At 60.2% G+C, this 17,264-nt stretch carries 16 protein-coding genes; 9 read left to right on the plus strand and 7 right to left on the minus strand.

Annotated elements, in window-relative coordinates; translation table 11 throughout:
- Window positions 1-16: 16 nt before the first annotated feature.
- Together AOZ07_RS13745 and AOZ07_RS13750 are read right to left on the minus strand one after the other, a co-directional pair.
- Window positions 17-1,273: an MFS transporter gene (locus tag AOZ07_RS13745; protein ID WP_060702497.1), complete on the minus strand. Its 1,257-nt coding sequence runs from the start codon at window positions 1,271-1,273 to the stop codon at window positions 17-19.
- A gap of 14 nt (window positions 1,274-1,287) precedes the next feature.
- A complete protein-coding gene (locus tag AOZ07_RS13750) occupies window positions 1,288-1,845 on the minus strand; it encodes a TetR/AcrR family transcriptional regulator (RefSeq protein WP_060702498.1) in 558 nt (185 codons plus the stop codon).
- Between the two features lie 130 nt (window positions 1,846-1,975).
- On the opposite strand from AOZ07_RS13750, the gene AOZ07_RS13755 reads away from it, so the two are divergent.
- From AOZ07_RS13755 to AOZ07_RS13765, 3 genes are all read left to right on the plus strand, one after another.
- Window positions 1,976-3,493 (plus strand): MFS transporter, encoded by a 1,518-nt coding sequence (locus AOZ07_RS13755; protein WP_060702499.1) that lies wholly within the window; start codon window positions 1,976-1,978, stop codon window positions 3,491-3,493.
- A gap of 297 nt (window positions 3,494-3,790) precedes the next feature.
- Entirely contained in the window at window positions 3,791-3,994 is a 204-nt protein-coding gene (locus AOZ07_RS13760; RefSeq protein ID WP_028268826.1) for a cold-shock protein, read from the plus strand.
- 120 nt (window positions 3,995-4,114) lie between these two features.
- Window positions 4,115-5,107: an LLM class flavin-dependent oxidoreductase gene (locus AOZ07_RS13765; RefSeq protein WP_098945515.1), complete on the plus strand. Its 993-nt coding sequence runs from the start codon at window positions 4,115-4,117 to the stop codon at window positions 5,105-5,107.
- Between the two features lie 51 nt (window positions 5,108-5,158).
- Here the strand turns inward: AOZ07_RS13765 and AOZ07_RS13770 are convergent, their stop codons facing one another.
- The gene (locus tag AOZ07_RS13770) at window positions 5,159-6,430 is read right to left on the minus strand and encodes an MFS transporter (RefSeq protein WP_236995196.1); all 1,272 of its coding nucleotides are present in this window, start codon (window positions 6,428-6,430) and stop codon (window positions 5,159-5,161) included.
- Between the two features lie 210 nt (window positions 6,431-6,640).
- Here AOZ07_RS13770 and AOZ07_RS13775 point away from each other — a divergent pair, with 210 nt between their 5' ends.
- The 4 genes from AOZ07_RS13775 to AOZ07_RS13790 all read left to right on the plus strand — a co-directional run bounded on the left by AOZ07_RS13775 (window position 6,641) and on the right by AOZ07_RS13790 (window position 9,583).
- A complete protein-coding gene (locus AOZ07_RS13775) occupies window positions 6,641-7,114 on the plus strand; it encodes an Lrp/AsnC family transcriptional regulator (RefSeq protein ID WP_171920380.1) in 474 nt (157 codons plus the stop codon).
- A 136-nt stretch (window positions 7,115-7,250) separates the two neighbouring features.
- Window positions 7,251-7,511, plus strand: coding sequence for a hypothetical protein (locus tag AOZ07_RS13780; RefSeq protein WP_060702500.1), 261 nt, complete (start codon window positions 7,251-7,253; stop codon window positions 7,509-7,511).
- A 46-nt stretch (window positions 7,512-7,557) separates the two neighbouring features.
- Entirely contained in the window at window positions 7,558-8,463 is a 906-nt protein-coding gene (locus AOZ07_RS13785; RefSeq protein ID WP_060702501.1) for a LysR family transcriptional regulator, read from the plus strand.
- Window positions 8,464-8,518: 55 nt separating this feature from the next.
- Complete coding sequence (locus AOZ07_RS13790; RefSeq protein WP_060702502.1) at window positions 8,519-9,583, plus strand: enoyl-CoA hydratase/isomerase family protein; 1,065 nt, start codon at window positions 8,519-8,521, stop codon at window positions 9,581-9,583.
- Here AOZ07_RS13790 and AOZ07_RS13795 read toward each other — a convergent pair.
- From AOZ07_RS13795 to AOZ07_RS13805, 3 genes are read right to left on the minus strand one after another with little or no spacing between them, the layout of a single operon-like run.
- Complete coding sequence (locus AOZ07_RS13795; RefSeq protein WP_060702503.1) at window positions 9,580-11,346, minus strand: FMN-binding glutamate synthase family protein; 1,767 nt, start codon at window positions 11,344-11,346, stop codon at window positions 9,580-9,582. The two genes, AOZ07_RS13790 and AOZ07_RS13795, sit on opposite strands and share 4 nt — an antisense overlap.
- A 39-nt stretch (window positions 11,347-11,385) precedes the next feature.
- Window positions 11,386-13,146 carry an amino acid ABC transporter ATP-binding/permease protein gene (locus AOZ07_RS13800; protein ID WP_060702504.1) on the minus strand — a complete coding sequence of 587 codons (1,761 nt, stop codon included), beginning with the start codon at window positions 13,144-13,146 and terminating at the stop codon, window positions 11,386-11,388.
- On the minus strand, window positions 13,143-14,885 hold the full coding sequence (locus tag AOZ07_RS13805; protein WP_060702505.1) for an ABC transporter ATP-binding protein/permease: 1,743 nt from the start codon (window positions 14,883-14,885) through the stop codon (window positions 13,143-13,145). The genes AOZ07_RS13800 and AOZ07_RS13805 overlap by 4 nt, the downstream gene beginning before the upstream one ends.
- Before the next feature lie 89 nt (window positions 14,886-14,974).
- On the opposite strand from AOZ07_RS13805, the gene AOZ07_RS13810 reads away from it, so the two are divergent.
- On the plus strand, window positions 14,975-15,961 hold the full coding sequence (locus AOZ07_RS13810; RefSeq protein WP_060702506.1) for an acyl-CoA thioesterase: 987 nt from the start codon (window positions 14,975-14,977) through the stop codon (window positions 15,959-15,961).
- Entirely contained in the window at window positions 15,958-16,569 is a 612-nt protein-coding gene (locus AOZ07_RS13815; RefSeq protein WP_060702507.1) for a phosphoribosylanthranilate isomerase, read from the plus strand. Before AOZ07_RS13810 ends, AOZ07_RS13815 begins: the two co-directional genes overlap by 4 nt.
- A 3-nt stretch (window positions 16,570-16,572) precedes the next feature.
- On the opposite strand, the gene AOZ07_RS13820 is transcribed toward AOZ07_RS13815, so the two are convergent.
- A complete protein-coding gene (locus tag AOZ07_RS13820) occupies window positions 16,573-17,124 on the minus strand; it encodes an acyl-CoA thioesterase (RefSeq protein ID WP_060702508.1) in 552 nt (183 codons plus the stop codon).
- Window positions 17,125-17,264: the final 140 nt, after the last annotated feature.

Here is a 17,264-nt window from a genome sequence, read left to right on the forward strand (position 1 = left end):
GGATGCTTCTGGCTTCTCAGTCGATGCGCTCGAGCTTTCCCAGATCTTCGGTGCTCGGGGAATCGTCCTCGATAGTGCGTGGAGGGTTGATGATCACCGCGCCGATGAGCATCACAACCACACAGCCAGCGAGCATTGAGAATGCTGCGCCCCATGAATCTGTGGCCTTTTGCACCAGGCCAAAGAGCATCGGCACAATGGCCGCCCCGGCGTAGCCCAGGCCCTGGGCAAATCCCGAGAGCACGCCCGAACCGTAGGTGGTGCGCGAACGCAGATTCATCATCAGCAAGGCAATGGCAAACGTTCCCTGGCCCAGTCCGGCGGCGCAAACCCACAGCGCGGTGTTATGTGTTGGCGACAGGAAGATGCCCAGGTGTCCGATGATCCAGCAGGCAGTGAAAATCAGCACTGCGACAATCGGGTTTTTCAGCCGGGGAACCCACAGTGGAACCAGCAGGCTTACTGGCAGGCCGAGGATGGCAAACAGGGCCAGCATATTTCCTGCGGTCAATTCGTCGAGGCCACGATTTTGCAGGTATGGCGGCAGCCAGGTGAAGTACACGTAGGTTTGAGCCGAGTTGCCGGCAAGGTAGATGGCAAGGCCCCAGGCGACTTTGGACTTCCATGGATTGATTTTGGCAATGGGGTGCGCAGCCCCGCTCGCATTGACCGGGTGTTCCGGACGCGTGACGCCACGATCAGCAAAGAGCTGCACCATCCACGGGATCAGCACGAGGCTGGAGAGCAGCGCCCAGGAACCGATGGAGATTTTCCAGTTGCTCAGGTTGGCCATCGGGACTGAGAACTGCGGCGCCATCCAGGTTCCGATGGCAAGCATCGTGACATAGCCGCTGGTGACCAGCCCGATTCGTTCAGGGAAGTATTTCTTCACCAGCGGCGGCAGAACCACGTTGCCCATGCCATAGCCGGCAAGGGTGACAATCGACAGCGCCAGGAATGAGTACACCTCGGGCATGAAGACACGGGCCAGCTGGCCCACCACAGCCAGCGCCAGCGAAATGATCAGCGTTTTTTCCAAGCCGAAGGATTTGATCAGCCTTGGGGTGAGCAAGCCGAAAATCGCAAAAGCGATCGGTGCCAGCATGGCCAGCAATCCCGTGGTGAATTCGGTGAAGGGAATGTCGGCTTCAATGCGGGCCAGCAGCGGTGACACCGAGACAACAGCGGCGCGCAGCGATAGGGCCAGCAGCAGGATGCCAAGTAGAGCTCCTATCCGTGAGCGGATGGAGGTAGCAACGCTGTCTTTCGCCATTGAAGTCTTTCTGCTCAGTGTTCGTTGAGATTTCCCAACTTTTTTATTGTTGAGACCAACTGTAGTAACCGATCGAGCTCACCATCAAAATTACGCTGGTACCACGTGCCCGGAAGCGAGAGCTCGGCATAGAGCCCTTCACCGGTGAGCATGACCAAATGAGCCAGGTCCTTGCTGCCAACGTCATCGAGAATGCTCCGGTACCAGCGTTCGTTGGTGCTTTCAATTTTCTCGGTGGCATTCACGACTCCTGCCTGAGCCAATCGGTGCAGGGCGACCAGATGACGGTCTAGTTCCGTGTCCACTTCGGCGCTCGTGCGGATGAAGTAGGCGGCCCCGCCTTCCTCCGCGCCGCTCATGGCTTCCACGTCTCGAGCTATGTGAACTTCAGCCTCTTCGATAACGGCTTCTGCCAGTGCATCTTTGGAAGCGAAATGGTAGAGCAGTCCCCCTTTGGAAACTCCGGCACGAGCCGCGGTGGCATCCAGCGTCGCCGCGCGCTCCCCTTCTTCGCATAGCAGCGCAATATAGGCGTCCAGCACTTTGCCGCGGGCAGCTGGTGGGCGGGCCATGGTTCTCCGTTCTATTGGGTGGTGAGCGATTTAACCTTATCGCCAATTGTAACTGTACCGTCTGGACGGTATAGTTAACGGGAGTGGTCATCTCCACCGTCCAATCACGAAACCCCAAAGGGTGAAAGCCATGAGCTCAAACATCTCCGAACGCGCCACGGTTCTCAGCAAGCCGCGCCGCTGGGCGGCGTTAGCTGTTCTCATCTTCCCGGTCCTGCTCATTTCCGTGGACAACACCGTCCTGTCATTCGCAGTACCTGCCATTACCGCCGCGCTCTCCCCCAGCGGCAACCAGCTGCTGTGGATCATCGATATTTATCCTCTGGTCCTGGCAGGCCTCTTGGTTCCAATGGGTTCGTTTGGAGACCGCATCGGCCGGCGCCGGCTGCTATTGATTGGTGCCACAGGATTCGCTCTGGTCTCGGCCGTCGCGGCCTTTGCCACCAATGCCGAACAGCTGGTGGCAGCCCGTGCACTGCTTGGCATCTTTGGCGCCATGCTCATGCCGGCAACCCTGTCGCTGATCCGCACCATCTTCCCGGACGCCACCGAACGCCGTGCAGCCGTCGCGGTGTGGGCGGCGGCATTCTCCGGTGGCGCGGTCCTGGGCCCGATTGTCGGCGGCCTGCTGCTGGAGCACTTCTGGTGGGGATCAGTCTTCCTGATGGCCGTGCCAATGCTCTTGCCGTTGCTGATCGGTGGCCTGATTCTGGTGCCTGAATCCAAGGACCCGAATCCGGGTCGCGTTGATCCGCTGTCAATTGTGCTGATCATTTTCGCGTTGTTGCCCTTCACCTACGCTATTAAGTCCTTCACCACCGCGCCATGGTTTGTCCTGGTTGCTGCGGTGGCCGTGGCTGTAATTTGCGGTGTGGCCTTTGTGCGCCGCCAGCTGAAGCAAGAATCCCCGATGCTCGACGTGCGCCTGTTCAAGAACGCCCCGTTTTCCGGAGCCTTGATGGTTAACCTCATCGGCGTGTTCTCGCTGGTCGGTTTCATCTACTTTGTCTCCCAGCACCTGCAGCTGATCGCCGGCCTGAGCCCGATTGAAGCCGGGCTGTGGATGACTCCGGGGCTGGTGCTCACCATGCTCTTCGGGCTGGTGGCCGTCGCCCTCTCCCGCCGCTTCGGATCGCCGAACATCATGGCCGTGGGCCTGCTTTTCTCGGCCATTGCCTATGTGCTGGTCATGGTGGCTGGCGAGGGGTCCAATGCTGTCCTGCTCATGGTGGCGTTCGCGCTGCTGGGAACCGGCATCGGCATGACCGAGACCCTGTCCAACGACATGACCTTGGCGGCTGTTCCCGCTCCCAAGGCCGGGGCCGCATCAGCAATTTCGGAGACGGCGTATGAGATTGGTTCGGTCTTGGGCGTGGCAGTGCTGGGCACCATCTTGAATTCCGTATATTCCTCGAAGCTGCTTGTGCCTGGTTCGCTGAGCCCGGAGCAAACCGAACTGGCCAGCGAAACACTGGGCGGGTCGCACCAGGTGGCGTCGTCCCTGAATGGCAGCGACGCGCAAGCGCTCATTGAGTCTGCCGCGCAGGCCTTCGACCACGGTGTATTACTCACCTCGAGTATCGCCAGCCTGTTGTCATTGGTGGCTGCAGTTCTCGTATTGCGCGTCATCAAACCGGCAATTCGGTGAACTCAACGAACCACTTAACCAAATTTTTGATTAATTGGTTCAAAGTTATTCAATTGTCGACGGCAAACACGTAGGCTAGGCAGAGTAGTTCCAAAGTAATTCGCGAAGTACCCGTTAGAAGTATGTGAATGTCGAACCACCTCGGTTGACGCGAGCCCCCTTCTAGACGTGAAGTGAATGACTTGGCTGCTTCGCAAGAATAGCTGTCCTCCACGGGTTGCAGCACTTGCGTAGATTACAACCAAGCTCGCCAACAAAAAAACTGGCGAGGAACGTCTGAAAGGACCAAAAAGTAATATGGCAACCGGAATCGTAAAGTGGTTCAACGCTGAAAAGGGCTTCGGCTTCATCGCTCCAGACAGCGGAGACCCAGATGTCTTCGCTCACTTCACCGCCATCCAGACCCAGGGCTTCCGCACCCTGGACGAAGGCCAGAAGGTCGAGTTCGAAGTTGTAGAGGGTCCAAAGGGTCTGCAGGCTGCAGACATCCGCGCTCTCTAAAGAAGGTCTTTGGCTAACGCCTGACTTTTCAAAAGATGGCCACCCACTGGGTGGCCATCTTTTTATATTGAGGCGGTCACTTCCCGGAATACTTTATTGCACACGCTGGTTACATTAAAGGTGAAGCTTTCAATTCTGGATCTTGCCCCGGTCGCACCCGGGCAAAGTATTTCCGACTCTTTCAAGTCCTCCGTCCGACTGGCGCAAACCGCTGAACGCCATGGCTACGAACGCGTCTGGTATGCCGAGCACCACAACATGCCGACCATCGCCTCCAGCGCCACCTCGCTGGTCATCAGCCACGTAGCCCATCACACTGAAACCATTCGGCTGGGTTCAGGTGGCGTCATGCTGCCCAACCACTCACCTTTGGTGATTGCTGAACAGTTCGGCACCTTGGCCTCCATCTACGGGGATCGCATTGATTTGGGCCTGGGGCGTGCGCCGGGCACCGACATGACCACGTTGCGCGCATTGCGCCGCGAGCCTTCGGCCGCCGATTCCTTCCCCCATGATGTTCTGGAGCTCCAGGCCTACCTGGCTGGCGAGTCGCGCATTCCCACGGTGCAGGCAACCCCGGGCGCCGGGACCAACGTCCCCCTGTACATCCTGGGATCCTCGCTATTTGGCGCAAAGCTCGCCGCCCAGCTGGGCCTGCCCTACTCCTTCGCCTCCCACTTCGCTCCTGCGGCCCTGCATGAAGCGATCCGCGTCTACCGCGAGGAGTTCACCCCATCGGCCCAGCTGGCCGAGCCTTACGTCATCGCCGGGGTCGGCGTAGCCGCAGCAGAAACCGCCGAGAAGGCCCATGAAGTGCTCAACGTTGCCAAGCGTCACCGCGTGGCCAGCTTCCTGGGCCGCAATGCCAAGAAAGACTTCACTGAAGCAGAAGTAGATATGCTCATGGACACTCCCCAGGCGGAGCAAATCCTCGACATGATGCGATACACGGCGGTGGGCACCGGCGAGCAGGTGGCAGACTACCTTCAGCATTTCGCCACAGCCGCTCAGGCAGATGAGCTGATTACCATCCATTACCCCACTGCAGAGCAAGATCGGCTGGACTCGGTCATGATCACGGCCAAAGCCAGCGAGCTGGCCGCAGCCAAGTAAGTCGTTAAAGCACTATGTCCCGGCAATTGGCCGGGACATAGTTTTTTAAGGCTAGTTTTTGGAGCGCTGCGAGACGATAGCCCACAATCCCAAGCCGGCAGCCAGCACCGAGCAGCAGATGGCGAAAACCAGAATGCTGGCTTCTTGGCCGAAGACTCCCACAGCCCAGCCCAGGGCAATCACCGGTACTGCGCTGCCAAGGTAGGTCACCAGGTAAATGGTCGACACCGTCTGGGCATGCTGCCGGTCGCTAACGGCATCGACTGCCCGGCCAAAGGCCGTTCGGAAACTCATTCCCTGGCCCAAGCCAAGAATCACCAAGGCCAGCAATGCGAGGAACAACAGTTTGTGTTCAGCGGCTACCGCCAGCAAGACGGTTGATACTGCCATCAGGCCCAAACCTGCGGGCAAGAGTTTTGCGCCGCCACGCACCACCACCTGCGAGAGCGCCGAGACGCCCAAAGGCAGCCCGGCAATCAGCCCGATGATCCACAGCCCCTCCAGGTCAAAGGCTTGCGCAAAGTATCCCGGAGCGAGCGAGAGCACAAATCCGAAGATTGCGAAGCTCAAGAAGCCCACCATAGCGGCCAGCCAGAATTGGGAACGCGCGGTGCTGGGAATGCCCAAGCGCCGCGGGGCCAGCGCCTTGCCGCGCTGGCCGCGTTCAGCCATGGCGATTGCCGGTCGGGCTTGGAGCGTGCTCAGCGGAATCATCACCAGCACCAGGAGCACCGCCTGGAGCATGAACACGGTGCTGCGTCCACCAGGAAGGTCAGCCAGCAAGCCGCCCAGAACCGGGCCGAAGGCCACGCCACCGGAAGAAGCCAGCAGGGTGAAGCGCGATGCCCACTCAGGCTTGGATGGCAGCAGCTCGCGCAGCGCGGCGGCACTGGCACCAGTTGCCAGGGCGACACCGGCTCCTTGCAGTCCACGACCGACGCACAGCTCGAGGAGACTGGAAGCCGAACCGAAGACGAAGGTTCCGGCCAGGGATACGAGCACTGCGACCACCAGGGCGGCACGGCGGCCGATGTGATCGGACCAGTGGCCCACGGTGCACAAGAAGAACATCAGCGAGCAGACGTAGCTGGCGAAGGCGACGGTCGTTCCCATTGCCCCAAGGTGCAGTTCTGCCTGCAGTGCCGGATACAGCGGGGTGGCCAGGTTGGCGCCAACCAACAGCAGGAAACTGACCGCTACCGTGATAACCAGCCGTGTGGTTAATCCGGGATTCCAGGATAGGGTGCGGTGTCGCATGGGTTGCATGCGCAGTTCGCTGATGACTGACACGTTCACTCCCGGTATCAAATTAGCTGAGGCCATGGCGTCCAGGATCGTCCTGAAAAATTTTTACCGGTGGAGCCGCTCGCTGCCCCACCGGTGATTTGAGCGTTCTGCTTGAGTTTGTCTACTGCAACAGATCGTTCTTTCACTAATATCCCTGCTTTCAAAGCAAGCCGAATGAATTCTTGCTAGGATTTGAGCAGTTTGGTCAAAATAGTGGCCTTCGAGAGCGCCTGGAGTGAGCATATAGTGCGATTAGACGACGTAGACCTCAAAGTACTGCTTGCCCTCATCAAGGATCCGCGCATCCAGATCTCTGAACTAGCTGATGAGGTTGGCATTGCCCGCAACACGGCACAGTCAAGGTTGCGCCGCCTGCAGCGTTCGGAAATTCTGCGTGATGGCGGACGGGACATCGACCTCGCCAAGCTGGGCTACGACGTGCTCGCCTTCGTCACCCTGGAAGTTAATCACCGGGACCTCGATACCGTGATCACCGCGTTGCGGCAGATCCCCAATGTCCTGGAAATCCACGAGACCTCCGGGCGCGGCGATGCCTGGGTCCGGCTGATCGCCACCGACACGCACCAGTTGCAGTCCGCACTGCGTCAAATTTTGCGCATCAAGGGCGTCACCCGCTCGGAAACCACCTTCGCGTTGCACACGCATTTGGCCTATCGTGCCTCTCCGCTGCTGGAGCACTATTCCGAACACGACCATTAATAAGTCATTCACTCCCTGACCGATAAAACAAGACTTTCGTTTCGGGTTTTACGGTCCTACGCTGGTGCTACGAGAAGTCACGAGGAGAATCCCCCGGCTTCCTGGCGGATCCCTCGTAAGAGCGAAGGAGTACGTCATGAGCAGGGAATTTGAACCGGCAGAGTTCGCGCCGGAATTCGGCAACGACATCTATGAGCCAGATGATGGCCGTGATTCACAGGCCTACGAGGGCTCCAGCGACATGCCGGAGACCATGAGAAATCATGACCCGCTGGCCCAGCGCCAATACCTCTATGATGACGATCTTGAAACCGAAGAAGATCTGGATAATGAATTCCCCAGCGATGATTCGGAAGACGGTGAAGACGAGCGGTTTGAACCAGAGGACGAAGACTAGCGTCGCGGCTAAGCAAATCTTGGGCTAAAGGCCATAGACTTTAGAAGTGATTAATCCAGTTCACCTGCGCACCCTGCTTGAAGTAGTCGCGCATCGTTCCTTTGCCACGGCCGCGACACGCCTCGGCTACACGGCCAGTGCTGTATCCCAGCAGATGACAGCGCTGGAACGCAGCACCGGGACTACCTTGTTCGTCCGCGGCGCCCGTTCGATCACCCCCACCCCGGGAGCCATGCGCATGGTCCGCCACGCAAAGCGCGTGCTGACCGACCTTGACGCGCTCATGGCCGACGTCGCCACGATCTCTACCGATGCCACGGATCTTGAAGAAATCAAGCTGGGCATCTTCCCTTCGCTGGCAACCTATGCGCTGCCGCAAATTCTCAAAGCCCCCGATTGGGCCTCCCTGGGCGTCAATCTGCGCTTGTGGATCGGCGAACCGCAGCAGACCGTCGCCGGCCTGGGCACCGGTGGCGATCTCGATCTGGCCCTGATCTTCCAGGTAGGACCCGGCGGGCTGTCCTGGCCGGCCTCGCTGGAGCGCACCTGGCTGGGTGATGACCAGTTCCGCGTGGTGATCCCCGCGTCATGGCCCATTGCCGACGACTCCCAGCTCACCGTGGACCAGCTGGCAGAGTGGCCATGGATCTTCCATCACCCGGGCACCTCGGATGCGACATTGATTTCCCGGCTGTTCTCCTCGTACAACATCCATCCCCAGGTGGCAGCCTACTGCGACGACTTCAACGCCTCGCTGAGCCTGGTCTCCTCGGGACTCGGTGCGGCACTGGTCCCAGACCTGGCCATGGCCAATGCCCCCCAGGGCATCCGCATTGTCGACGCCCCGGAAATCCGCCTCGCGCGTTCCATCTTTGCGTTGAAGCCAGAAAATTCGAAGAAGCCGAAAGTCGCACTGGTCCTGGACCGACTAGCCCAAATCCTGGCCCAGTAGTTCTCGCCCATTCCGCCGGCGCCACAGGTGCCCGATTATGTAAGAGGAGTCAACCGTGGAATCTCTTCGCGCGCCCACCGACACGGCAACGAATGTTGTTTCCCGCGTCTATGGCCCCATCGGCCACATCGAGCTGGATCGGCCGGCCAAGCTGAACGCGCTGACTTTGCAGATGCTCACCGAATTGACCCGCGTGCTGGCTGCATGGGCCGAGGATTCCTCGATTTCCCTGGTCCTGCTGACCGGTCGCGGGGAACGGGCCTTCTGCGCAGGAGGGGATATTGCCGATTTCCATCGCGCCATCACCACCGGACGCCATCAGGAATTCATCGACCTGCTGGCCATGGAATTCGATCTGGATTACCTGATCTCCAGCTATCCCAAACCACTGATCAGCTTGGCTCACGGCATCACCATGGGCGGCGGTGTGGGACTGGCTTCCCATGCACCGGTGCGCTTGGCGACCTCCAGTGCCACCATGGGCATGCCAGAAGCGAAAATCGGTTATACCCCCGATGTGGGTGGAACCCATTTGCTGGCCAACGCTCCCGGGCATTTTGGCGAATACCTTGCCATGAGCGCAGCCTCCTTTACCGGCGCCGACGCGGTCTACCTGGGTTTTGCCGATGTCGTGGTCACGGATTCCTTCGCGGAAAATATCCTGGACGAGCTCGACGAGCTGGTGGGGCTGTCCGCCGCAGAAATCATCTCGGCCATCGAGGTGCTGCATGGCGCCCCGGAATCCCATGCCTTGGAGCTGAGCCAGGGCTGGGTGGATCACGCCTTCAGCGCCGATAGCCCGCAAGAGGTGCTCGAACGGCTGGAGCAGATGGTGCACCCGGCAGCACGGCAGGCAGCCCAATTGCTCTTGGCCAACTCGCCCTCCAGCGTGAGCTCGGCGTTCTACACGGTGCGCCAGGCGCGCGCCGGGCAAGACCTCCGCTCGGCGCTGGAGAGGGAATTGCGCATGGCCCGCCATCTGATGCATCAGCCCGATCTTGCCGAGGGCATCCGTGCCCAGGTGATCGACAAGGACCGCAACCCGCGCTGGTCGCCTGCCCTCATGAGCGAAGTCGATCACCACGGATTACGGTTGCTGGCCGAAGGCCCGCAGGCCTAGCTATCGGCGCCGGGCTTGCCTTCGGGACGGGTGACATCAGCATGCACCGGGCGGACCTTGGCAGAATCCTTGGGCTCGATGCGTGGTGCGCTGACCGCATCTTGGGGCTCGCGCACCGTGGCCGGTTCGATGCCGACACCCTGGGGCACTTCAAAGTGCAGTGGCGCGTGCTCGCCGAAGTGGTCGGCATCGGCTTCCTCCCAATCCTCCTTCCACGATCCTGGGGCGTCCTCCAGTAGTTCACCGGGGCGCAGCCAGTGGAAGAGCGTGGCGTAGGAGCGGGTGGACTGCAGGTTCACGCGTCGACGGAGCATTCTCGTATTCAGCTGGGTGGGGCTGCTCAGTCCCATGGACGCCATGATTTGCGCGCATTCGGTCACCGTCAAGCGGTGGTAGTTATAGACGCGGTGCCCCTTGTCCTCAACATCCAAGGCACGCATCAGGCGCTTGTTCTGAGTCGCCACGCCTACCGGGCAATGGTTCGTGTGGCATTGCTGCGCTTGAATGCATCCGGTGGCCATCATCATGGACCGTGCCGAGAACGTGAAATCCGCGCCCTGGATGAGCCTTTTGATGATGTCGGAACCATTGGCAACCTTGCCGGCTGCGGCCACCCGGATTTCATCGCGCAATCCGGCACCCACCAAGGTATTGTGCACCAGCATCAATCCCTCGGTCAGCGGTGCACCCACATGGTCTTCATACTCCAGCGGCGCCGCTCCGGTACCGCCTTCAGCACCGTCTACGGTAATGAAGTCAACAAGAATCCCGGTCTCCAGCATGCCTTTGCAGATGGCCATCACGTCGGTTCGGGAACCAACGCAGAATTTGATTCCCACTGGTTTTCCGCCGCTGAGCTCGCGCAGCCGTGCAACAAAGTGCATCAGTTCGCGCGGGGTGGAGAATTCCGCATGGCTGGCTGGCGAGATGCAGTCCACGCCCATGGGAACATCCCGGGCCTCGGAAATTTCCGCGGTGACCTTGGCAGCTGGCAACACGCCGCCCAATCCCGGCTTGGCCCCCTGGGAAAGCTTGATGGTGATGCCTTTGACGTTTTTGTGCTTGGCCTTGGCGGCGAAGGTCTCCGGGTTGAATCGGCCCTCTGGTGTACGGCAGCCGAAGTAGCCCGAGCCGATTTCCCAGAAAAGGTCTGCCCCGTATTCCAGATGATATTTGGTGAGTCCGCCTTCACCCGTTTCGTGAACGAACTCTCCCATTTCTGCGCCCTTGTTCATCGCCAAAACTGCGTTGGCCGACAAGGCGCCAAAGCTCATCGAGGAGATATTCATCAGCGAAATCTCATAAGGGTGAGTGCACTGGCTGGAGCCGACCTTGACCCGGAATTGGTTGGAGGGCGCTGCCACCGGTGCAACCGAATGCAACAGGTACTCGTGGCCTACTGCATTCACATTGCGCTCGGTGCCAAAGGCCTTGTGGCTGTCGGCGCCTTTGGCGCGCGCATACACCAGGGAGCGGGTGTCGCGGTCAAAAGGCTTGCCGTCGGTATTCCGCTCGATGAAGTACTGCTGGATTTCCGGGCGGATGAATTCAAAGAGATACCGTGCATGCCCGATAATCGGGAAGTTGCGCAGGATTGCATGCTTTTTCTGCACGAGGTCATGAATCCCCAGCAGAACCAGCAGGCCGGTCAGGGCCACCAGGATCCACCAGACCCAGCCGCCGGAAGCACCGGCCAGGATCGCGGTGACGACAAACCCTGTAGCGAGGACGCCAAGGAACAGCAGAACCACAATTCTCATCATGGTGCGAGCCTAGTAGCTAACAGCGCACTTGTCAGGCATCTAGCCCGGCAGGATCCGATCCACCTCGCGCATGGCCATTTGGGAGAAGAGCGAATCTGCTTGGGCCAACAGTTCGGACGCATTGCCGCGTTCGGCAACAACGCCTTCATCCAGGACCACGATCATCTGCGCCTGCCCGACGGTGGCGAGGCGGTGGCTGATCATCAGCACGGCCATTCCCTGTTGGCGGCGGCGTTCAACCGCCTCCAGCACGCATTGCTCGGTGGCTGCATCCAGCGCGCTGGTCGATTCGTCCAGGATCAGGACGGCTGGTTCGCGAATCAGCGCGCGGGCTAGCGCCAAGCGCTGGCGTTGCCCGCCCGATACCCGTGCGCCTCGGTCACCGAGACGAGTGTCGAGACCCGACTTTTGCTGGGCTAGCCACGTCGCCAGGCCCAGCTCTTCAAGCACGGCGACCAGTTGGCCATCGCTGATGCCTTCCATGCCCAGCAACAAATTATCGCGCACCGTGCCGCGCACGGTCAGGGCCTCCTGGGAGACGAGGATGACCTTGCGGCGCAGGTCTTCGAGGCTTGCCGCGGTGATGTCGACACCGCCAAGACTGATGGTGCCGGTGTATTCAAGCGCGCGTACCATCGCTGAGGCGACTGACGATTTTCCTGAACCGCTGCCGCCAACCAGAGCCACGGCTTCTCCGGGGTGCAAAGCCAGATCTACGCCCTGCACCACGCTGCTCGACCCATAGCTGATCCCGAGCCCCTGGATCAATAGCTCTCCGGTTTCCGGCAACGCCTCGGGGCATGCAGGACCGGTGACCGCTGGCTCGCGGGTAGCTGTGTCGTGCAGCCGGCGAGCGCCCGCCAGTGAATCCTGCAACCCGAGGATGAATCCATCTACGGCTCGGACTGCTTCGAATGAAGGGACCAGGGCACAAGACAAAATGACCAGCGCACCCAATTGCCCCTGGGTGCCAAGGACAATGAACAGCGCCAGCAGGGTGCCCCACATGATCATTTGAGTCAGGGCAGCTCGCAGTGCCGTGATCTTCCCCGTGCTCAGCGCAGCGGTGCCCGCTTCACTGGTACTGTCGCGTAGCCGCTGCATGGTCTTGTTGCCGGCGTGGAAGCCGTGGAGAACTTCTACACCAGCCATGGCTTCGGCGAGTAGCTGGTTTTGCGCGCTGCGCGACGCGGCGATGATAGTTGCGTCAGAGCGCAAGGCGCGCACGCCCAATGCGGGGATAATGACGCCAATGAGCAGGTATGCGCCAAGCACAATCAGCGCTGGCTGATCTCCGAATTGGGTCCATGTTGCCCACGTGGCCAAGACGCTGACCGCTACCGCTGACACTGCGGGCGGCAGGGTGTGGGCAAAGAATACTTCGACTTTGTCGATATCGCTCGTGGCTCGGGCCAGGAGGCTTCCAGAATTCTTGGTGGCCGCGCTAAACGGGGCTTGGTGTTCGAAGGCCGCGTATATTCGGCGGCGCAGACGTGCCAGGGAGAGGAATGCAACCCGGTGGCCGACATATTGTTCCAGATAGCGCAGTACGCCTTTGGCCAGACCCAGAAGAATGATGAGTCCAGCCATCTGGCCCCAGCCCAGGGACTGCAGCGCCGCGATGCCCTGCAAGTCGAGGACTTTGACCAGCCCAGCGCCAGCCAGCACATAGATGCCCAAGGAAATCAGCCGTGTCAGGCAGGAGAGGATGCTGGCCAGCGCGAGTGGCGCCAGCAGATCTTTGGTGGTTCCAATCAGCCAGAAGATGGTGGCAGCCGTGTGCTTCTTTTCGCTGTTCATGCTTGCCCCTCCTCGAGTGGATTCAGGCCGCTGGATTGCAGCCGCGCGGTGCGCTGGTTCAGATTCTGCATGGCGTCCTTGAGGTAGCCTTCTTGCCCAACGAGCTCATGGCGCGGGCCTGCTTGAAGCACTCGTCCGTGGTCCATGACCACCACGTGGTCATAATCGGCCAGCAATCCCAAACGATGGGTGACGGTGATGATCGTGGTGGATGGGTCCAGTTCACGCAGGGTCTGGATGATGCCGGCTTCGCTGTGCACGTCCAGTGCGCTGGTGGGTTCATCAAGCAGCAGAATCGGCCGGTCGGCCAGCAATGCGCGGGCCAGGGACAGGCGCTGGGCTTGCCCTCCAGAGAGCCGGGCGCCACCCTCGCCAAGCTGCTGGTCGAGGCCCTGCGGTTGTGCTGCGAGCCAGGTTTCCATTCCCACCTGCTTGATGGCAGCGAGCAGCTGGCTGTCCGTGGCGGCCGGGGCTGCCAGTTGCAGGTTTTCGCGCAGGGTCACGCCAAAGAGCGTGGCCTGTTGTTCAACGACGGCGCTGTTGGCCTTGAGAGTGGCTGGTCCCATGGGCTGGCGCCCATCATGGATTATCCCCGAGGTGGATTCGAGTTGCCCTTGGAGCACGCGGATCAAAGTGCTCTTGCCGCTGCCCGACGCCCCAATGACAGCTGTGCGGGAACCTGCGGGGAATTGCAGATTGATGTCGTCCAAGGCAAGATCGCTGCCGCTATAGCTGGCGCACAGGTGTTCAATGAATAATCCGTTGCCAGCGAGGTTCACCCGCAGCGGGTTGGCCATGGACGGATGCATCGAAATGTCTTCAATTTCGGCCAGCTTTTTCTCCGCCGCTTTCCCGGTCATCCCGATGTAGAAGAAGCTGCCAACATAGTTCACTGGAGCCAGCATCAGGTAGCTCAGGATGACGAGTGCTATGGCAGATCCCGGCGGTATCGCCCCGCTGCCCGCACGCCACCACGCCAGCAGCGAGGCGCTGGCCAATAACAGCACGGCAAAACTGGAATCAATGACCAGGAGGATCAGCTGGTTTCGGGCCAGCAATTTCATAACCTGCTGGCGCACCTGCTCGGTGGCCGTATTAATGGCCTTGCCCATCCAGGAACTGCCACCGTTGAGTTTGAGCATGTTCAAGGAGCGCAGCGCATCCAGGAAGGTGGCTGAGAGGATGCCTTGGGCCCTGCGGTATTGTCCGTTGGCTGAACCGAAGCGACGTTGAAAACCAAGTACGATCACCGGAACCAGGGCTGTGGGAATCACGAGGAGTATCGCGCTGAGCGGGTCGACAAAAAACGCGATGAACATCAGGATCAACACCGGGGTGGCCACGGCGGCACTGGCTGGCCCGATGAAACTCGAACGATACTTCACCGATCGTTCCACCGAATCCATGGCCGCGTGCACCAGCTCCCCTTCGCCGGCACGGCGTACGGCCAAGGGCCCAATGGAGAGGTAGTGCTTGAGCAATTTGGACCGGTGATAGCTGGTCAGGGCCTGGCTGTCGCGGGAGATCACGACGGGGATCAAAAAGGTTGCGACGAGCAAAGCCAGCAGTTCACCGGCCACGCCGATATACCACTGGGCGTCCAATGATGAGCCGGTGTGCAGCCGGTCAAATCCCTGGCCCAGCAGGACCACGAGTCCCGCGGTTCCAGCGGCGGCAATGAGGCTGAGCGCCACGACAATTGCGGTTGCTGCCGAAAAAATTCCAAAGACCCTACGCACACCACTATCCTAGGACAGATCCGGTCGCGCCCTGCAGGGTGCTTGTCACACATTGCCGGTGGCGAGCCAAGTAGGCGAAACTGGAATGCATGAGCACTTCGGAGCTGAAACAGCGTCCCCATTCCGTCACCCTGCGATTCCTCGCAGCCCCGACCGACGTAGATGTCACCGGGATCGTTCCTGCAGGCACCGTCCTTGAATGGGTTGACAAGGCTGCTTATGCGGCCGCCGTCGGCTGGTCTTCGAGCTATTGCGTCACCGCGTACGTGGGCAACATCCATTTTGCAGACCCCATCCATTCGGGCGATCTGGTGGAAGTCACCGCATCGGTGGTTTATACCGGCAGCAGCTCCATGCATATCCATACCGAGGTGTCCTTCCAAGACCCTCGTGAATTGCGCCCGGTGGCATCCAGCAACTGCCTGGTGATTTTTGTTGCCGTCGGCGACGATGGCAAGCCAACTCCGGTTCCCGGCTTCATGCCTGGCACGCCGCGGGAAATCGAACTGCGCGAGAACGCTTTGGCGCGCATCGATATCCGTGAACAAATTGTTGCCTCGATGAAGGACCAGCAGTACACCGATGAAGGCACCGCTGAACGCGTGACCCTGCGTTTCATGGCTTCGCCGACCGATGTGAACTGGGGCGGCAAGGTGCACGGTGGCATGGTGATGAAGTGGATCGACGAGGCCGCGGAGCTGTGCGCGGCGCGATACTGCCAGCAGGAGACCGTTGCGGTCTTCTCCGGTGGCATTCGTTTCTACCGGCCGCTGCTCATCGGCCATCTGGTGGAAGTCGAAGCGCGGCTGGTCTACACCGGCAACAAAGGCATGCACATTGCGGTGCATGTGCGCTCGGGCGACCCGAAGACTCGCGAAATGAACCTGACCACCTACTGCCTGACAGTGATGGTGACCCGTGATGAGACGGGTACCGCGGTGCCTGTTAAGCCTTGGGTGCCGGTCAGTGCCGAGGACCAGCGGCTGTGGGATCACGCTCGTGAATTGGTGGCCATCAGGGCCAATGCCCCTGGCGGCTACACCCCGGTCCACCTCGGCGGATCGAGCGCTTCATGAGCCATCGCGCGCCTTTCGTGAAAGTCTGCGGGCTGTCTACCGCGGAGGATGTGCAAGTAGCCGTGGCGCACGGCGCCGATGCGATCGGCTTTGTGCTGACGGCCAGTGCCCGTGAGGTTTCCCCGCAGCACGCCGCGCAGCTGGTGGCCTTGATTCCGGAAGGCGCTGCCTCCGTGGCCGTGTTCCATGCCGAGGATCTGCCGACCGTGCTCGAACGCGCCACGCAGGCTGGAGTCGGGTGGGTCCAGCTGCATGGCCAGCGTTCTGCCGAAGATGTGAATCTTGCCCACGCTGCGGGCTTCAAGGTCATCCGCGCAGTCCGCCGCGATGCAAACGCAGAGGAATTTGCCGATTGGGGCGAGGACCTCTTGCTCATTGATGCTTCTGTTCCCGGCAGCGGCAAGAGCTGGGACTATGCCGCGGTTCGTGAATTGGCAGCCGGTCGCCGCTGGCTGGTAGCCGGCGGGCTGACCCCGCAGAACGTCGTCGAAGCCTTGACCCTGTCCGAGGCTACGGGCGCCGATGTCTCCTCGGGCGTTGAATCCTCACGGGGTGTCAAGGATCCTGCGCTGATTGCGCAGTTCGTTGATGCTGCCAAAGGCGCCTAGGTTCTAGCGGATCCAGTTGTGCGGGGCAGGCTTGCGGGAGCCCGGCAGGGCGCCCTGCTCGCGCCACTGGTGAATCCATTCCGGCACGACGCGATCTTCAGGAACTTGCAGTCCCACCGCGGCCAGGATTTCCTCGTTGGAGACCGCGCCCTGCTTGGAGGTCATGCGGGTGGCGATATACGCCCGAGCGTAGATTTCGCCCTCGACCACAATCCGCTGTTCAAAGTAGATGCACTTGTCATCCAGGCCCAGCAGTCGAGTTTCCTGCGAGAATCTGGTTCCCAGGCGCACTGACTTGCGGAAGGTGATGGTCTCGGTCTGGACCACCGGAGTCCATTTGTTTTTGCGCATGATCTCCCAGACGCCGGAGCGGAACATCAAATCAAACCGGCCCAAATCGAAGATCGAAAAGTACATGCCGTTATTAATATGGCCGGCGAAGTCGATGTCGGTCAAGGTCGCTCGCATGCTCACCGAGCTGGTATCAAACATGGAGAGCCTGGTGGATTTTTTGCTGTTCAAGAAAACCATGAGGATTCGGAAGATCATGTGCATACCATCACATTACCGCTCAGTAACTTTTCTGCCTAACCCTCATGCCACTGCCTAAACCTTTGACGTAGGCCTTGCGGACCATGCCTGCCCTGCGGCAAAGCGGTATGGTCAAAGTGCTAGCCTCCGTTTTACTCCGTCTA

The organism is Glutamicibacter halophytocola (assembly GCF_001302565.1).
GTDB classification, from domain to species: domain Bacteria; phylum Actinomycetota; class Actinomycetes; order Actinomycetales; family Micrococcaceae; genus Glutamicibacter; species Glutamicibacter halophytocola.

Bases quoted from the DNA above. Each gene is read 5' to 3' on its own strand.
- AOZ07_RS13750 (WP_060702498.1), bottom strand. From the start codon at position 1,845: ATGGCCCGCCCACCAGCTGCCCGCGGCAAAGTGCTGGACGCCTATATT.
- AOZ07_RS13815 (WP_060702507.1), top strand. From the start codon at position 15,958: ATGAGCCATCGCGCGCCTTTCGTGAAAGTCTGCGGGCTGTCTACCGCG.
- AOZ07_RS13770 (WP_236995196.1), bottom strand. From the start codon at position 6,430: ATGGCCTCAGCTAATTTGATACCGGGAGTGAACGTGTCAGTCATCAGC.
- AOZ07_RS13800 (WP_060702504.1), bottom strand. From the start codon at position 13,146: ATGAACAGCGAAAAGAAGCACACGGCTGCCACCATCTTCTGGCTGATT.
- AOZ07_RS13810 (WP_060702506.1), top strand. From the start codon at position 14,975: ATGAGCACTTCGGAGCTGAAACAGCGTCCCCATTCCGTCACCCTGCGA.
- AOZ07_RS13745 (WP_060702497.1), bottom strand. From the start codon at position 1,273: ATGGCGAAAGACAGCGTTGCTACCTCCATCCGCTCACGGATAGGAGCT.
- AOZ07_RS13755 (WP_060702499.1), top strand. From the start codon at position 1,976: ATGAGCTCAAACATCTCCGAACGCGCCACGGTTCTCAGCAAGCCGCGC.
- AOZ07_RS13780 (WP_060702500.1), top strand. From the start codon at position 7,251: ATGAGCAGGGAATTTGAACCGGCAGAGTTCGCGCCGGAATTCGGCAAC.
- AOZ07_RS13795 (WP_060702503.1), bottom strand. From the start codon at position 11,346: ATGATGAGAATTGTGGTTCTGCTGTTCCTTGGCGTCCTCGCTACAGGG.
- AOZ07_RS13820 (WP_060702508.1), bottom strand. From the start codon at position 17,124: ATGCACATGATCTTCCGAATCCTCATGGTTTTCTTGAACAGCAAAAAA.
- AOZ07_RS13760 (WP_028268826.1), top strand. From the start codon at position 3,791: ATGGCAACCGGAATCGTAAAGTGGTTCAACGCTGAAAAGGGCTTCGGC.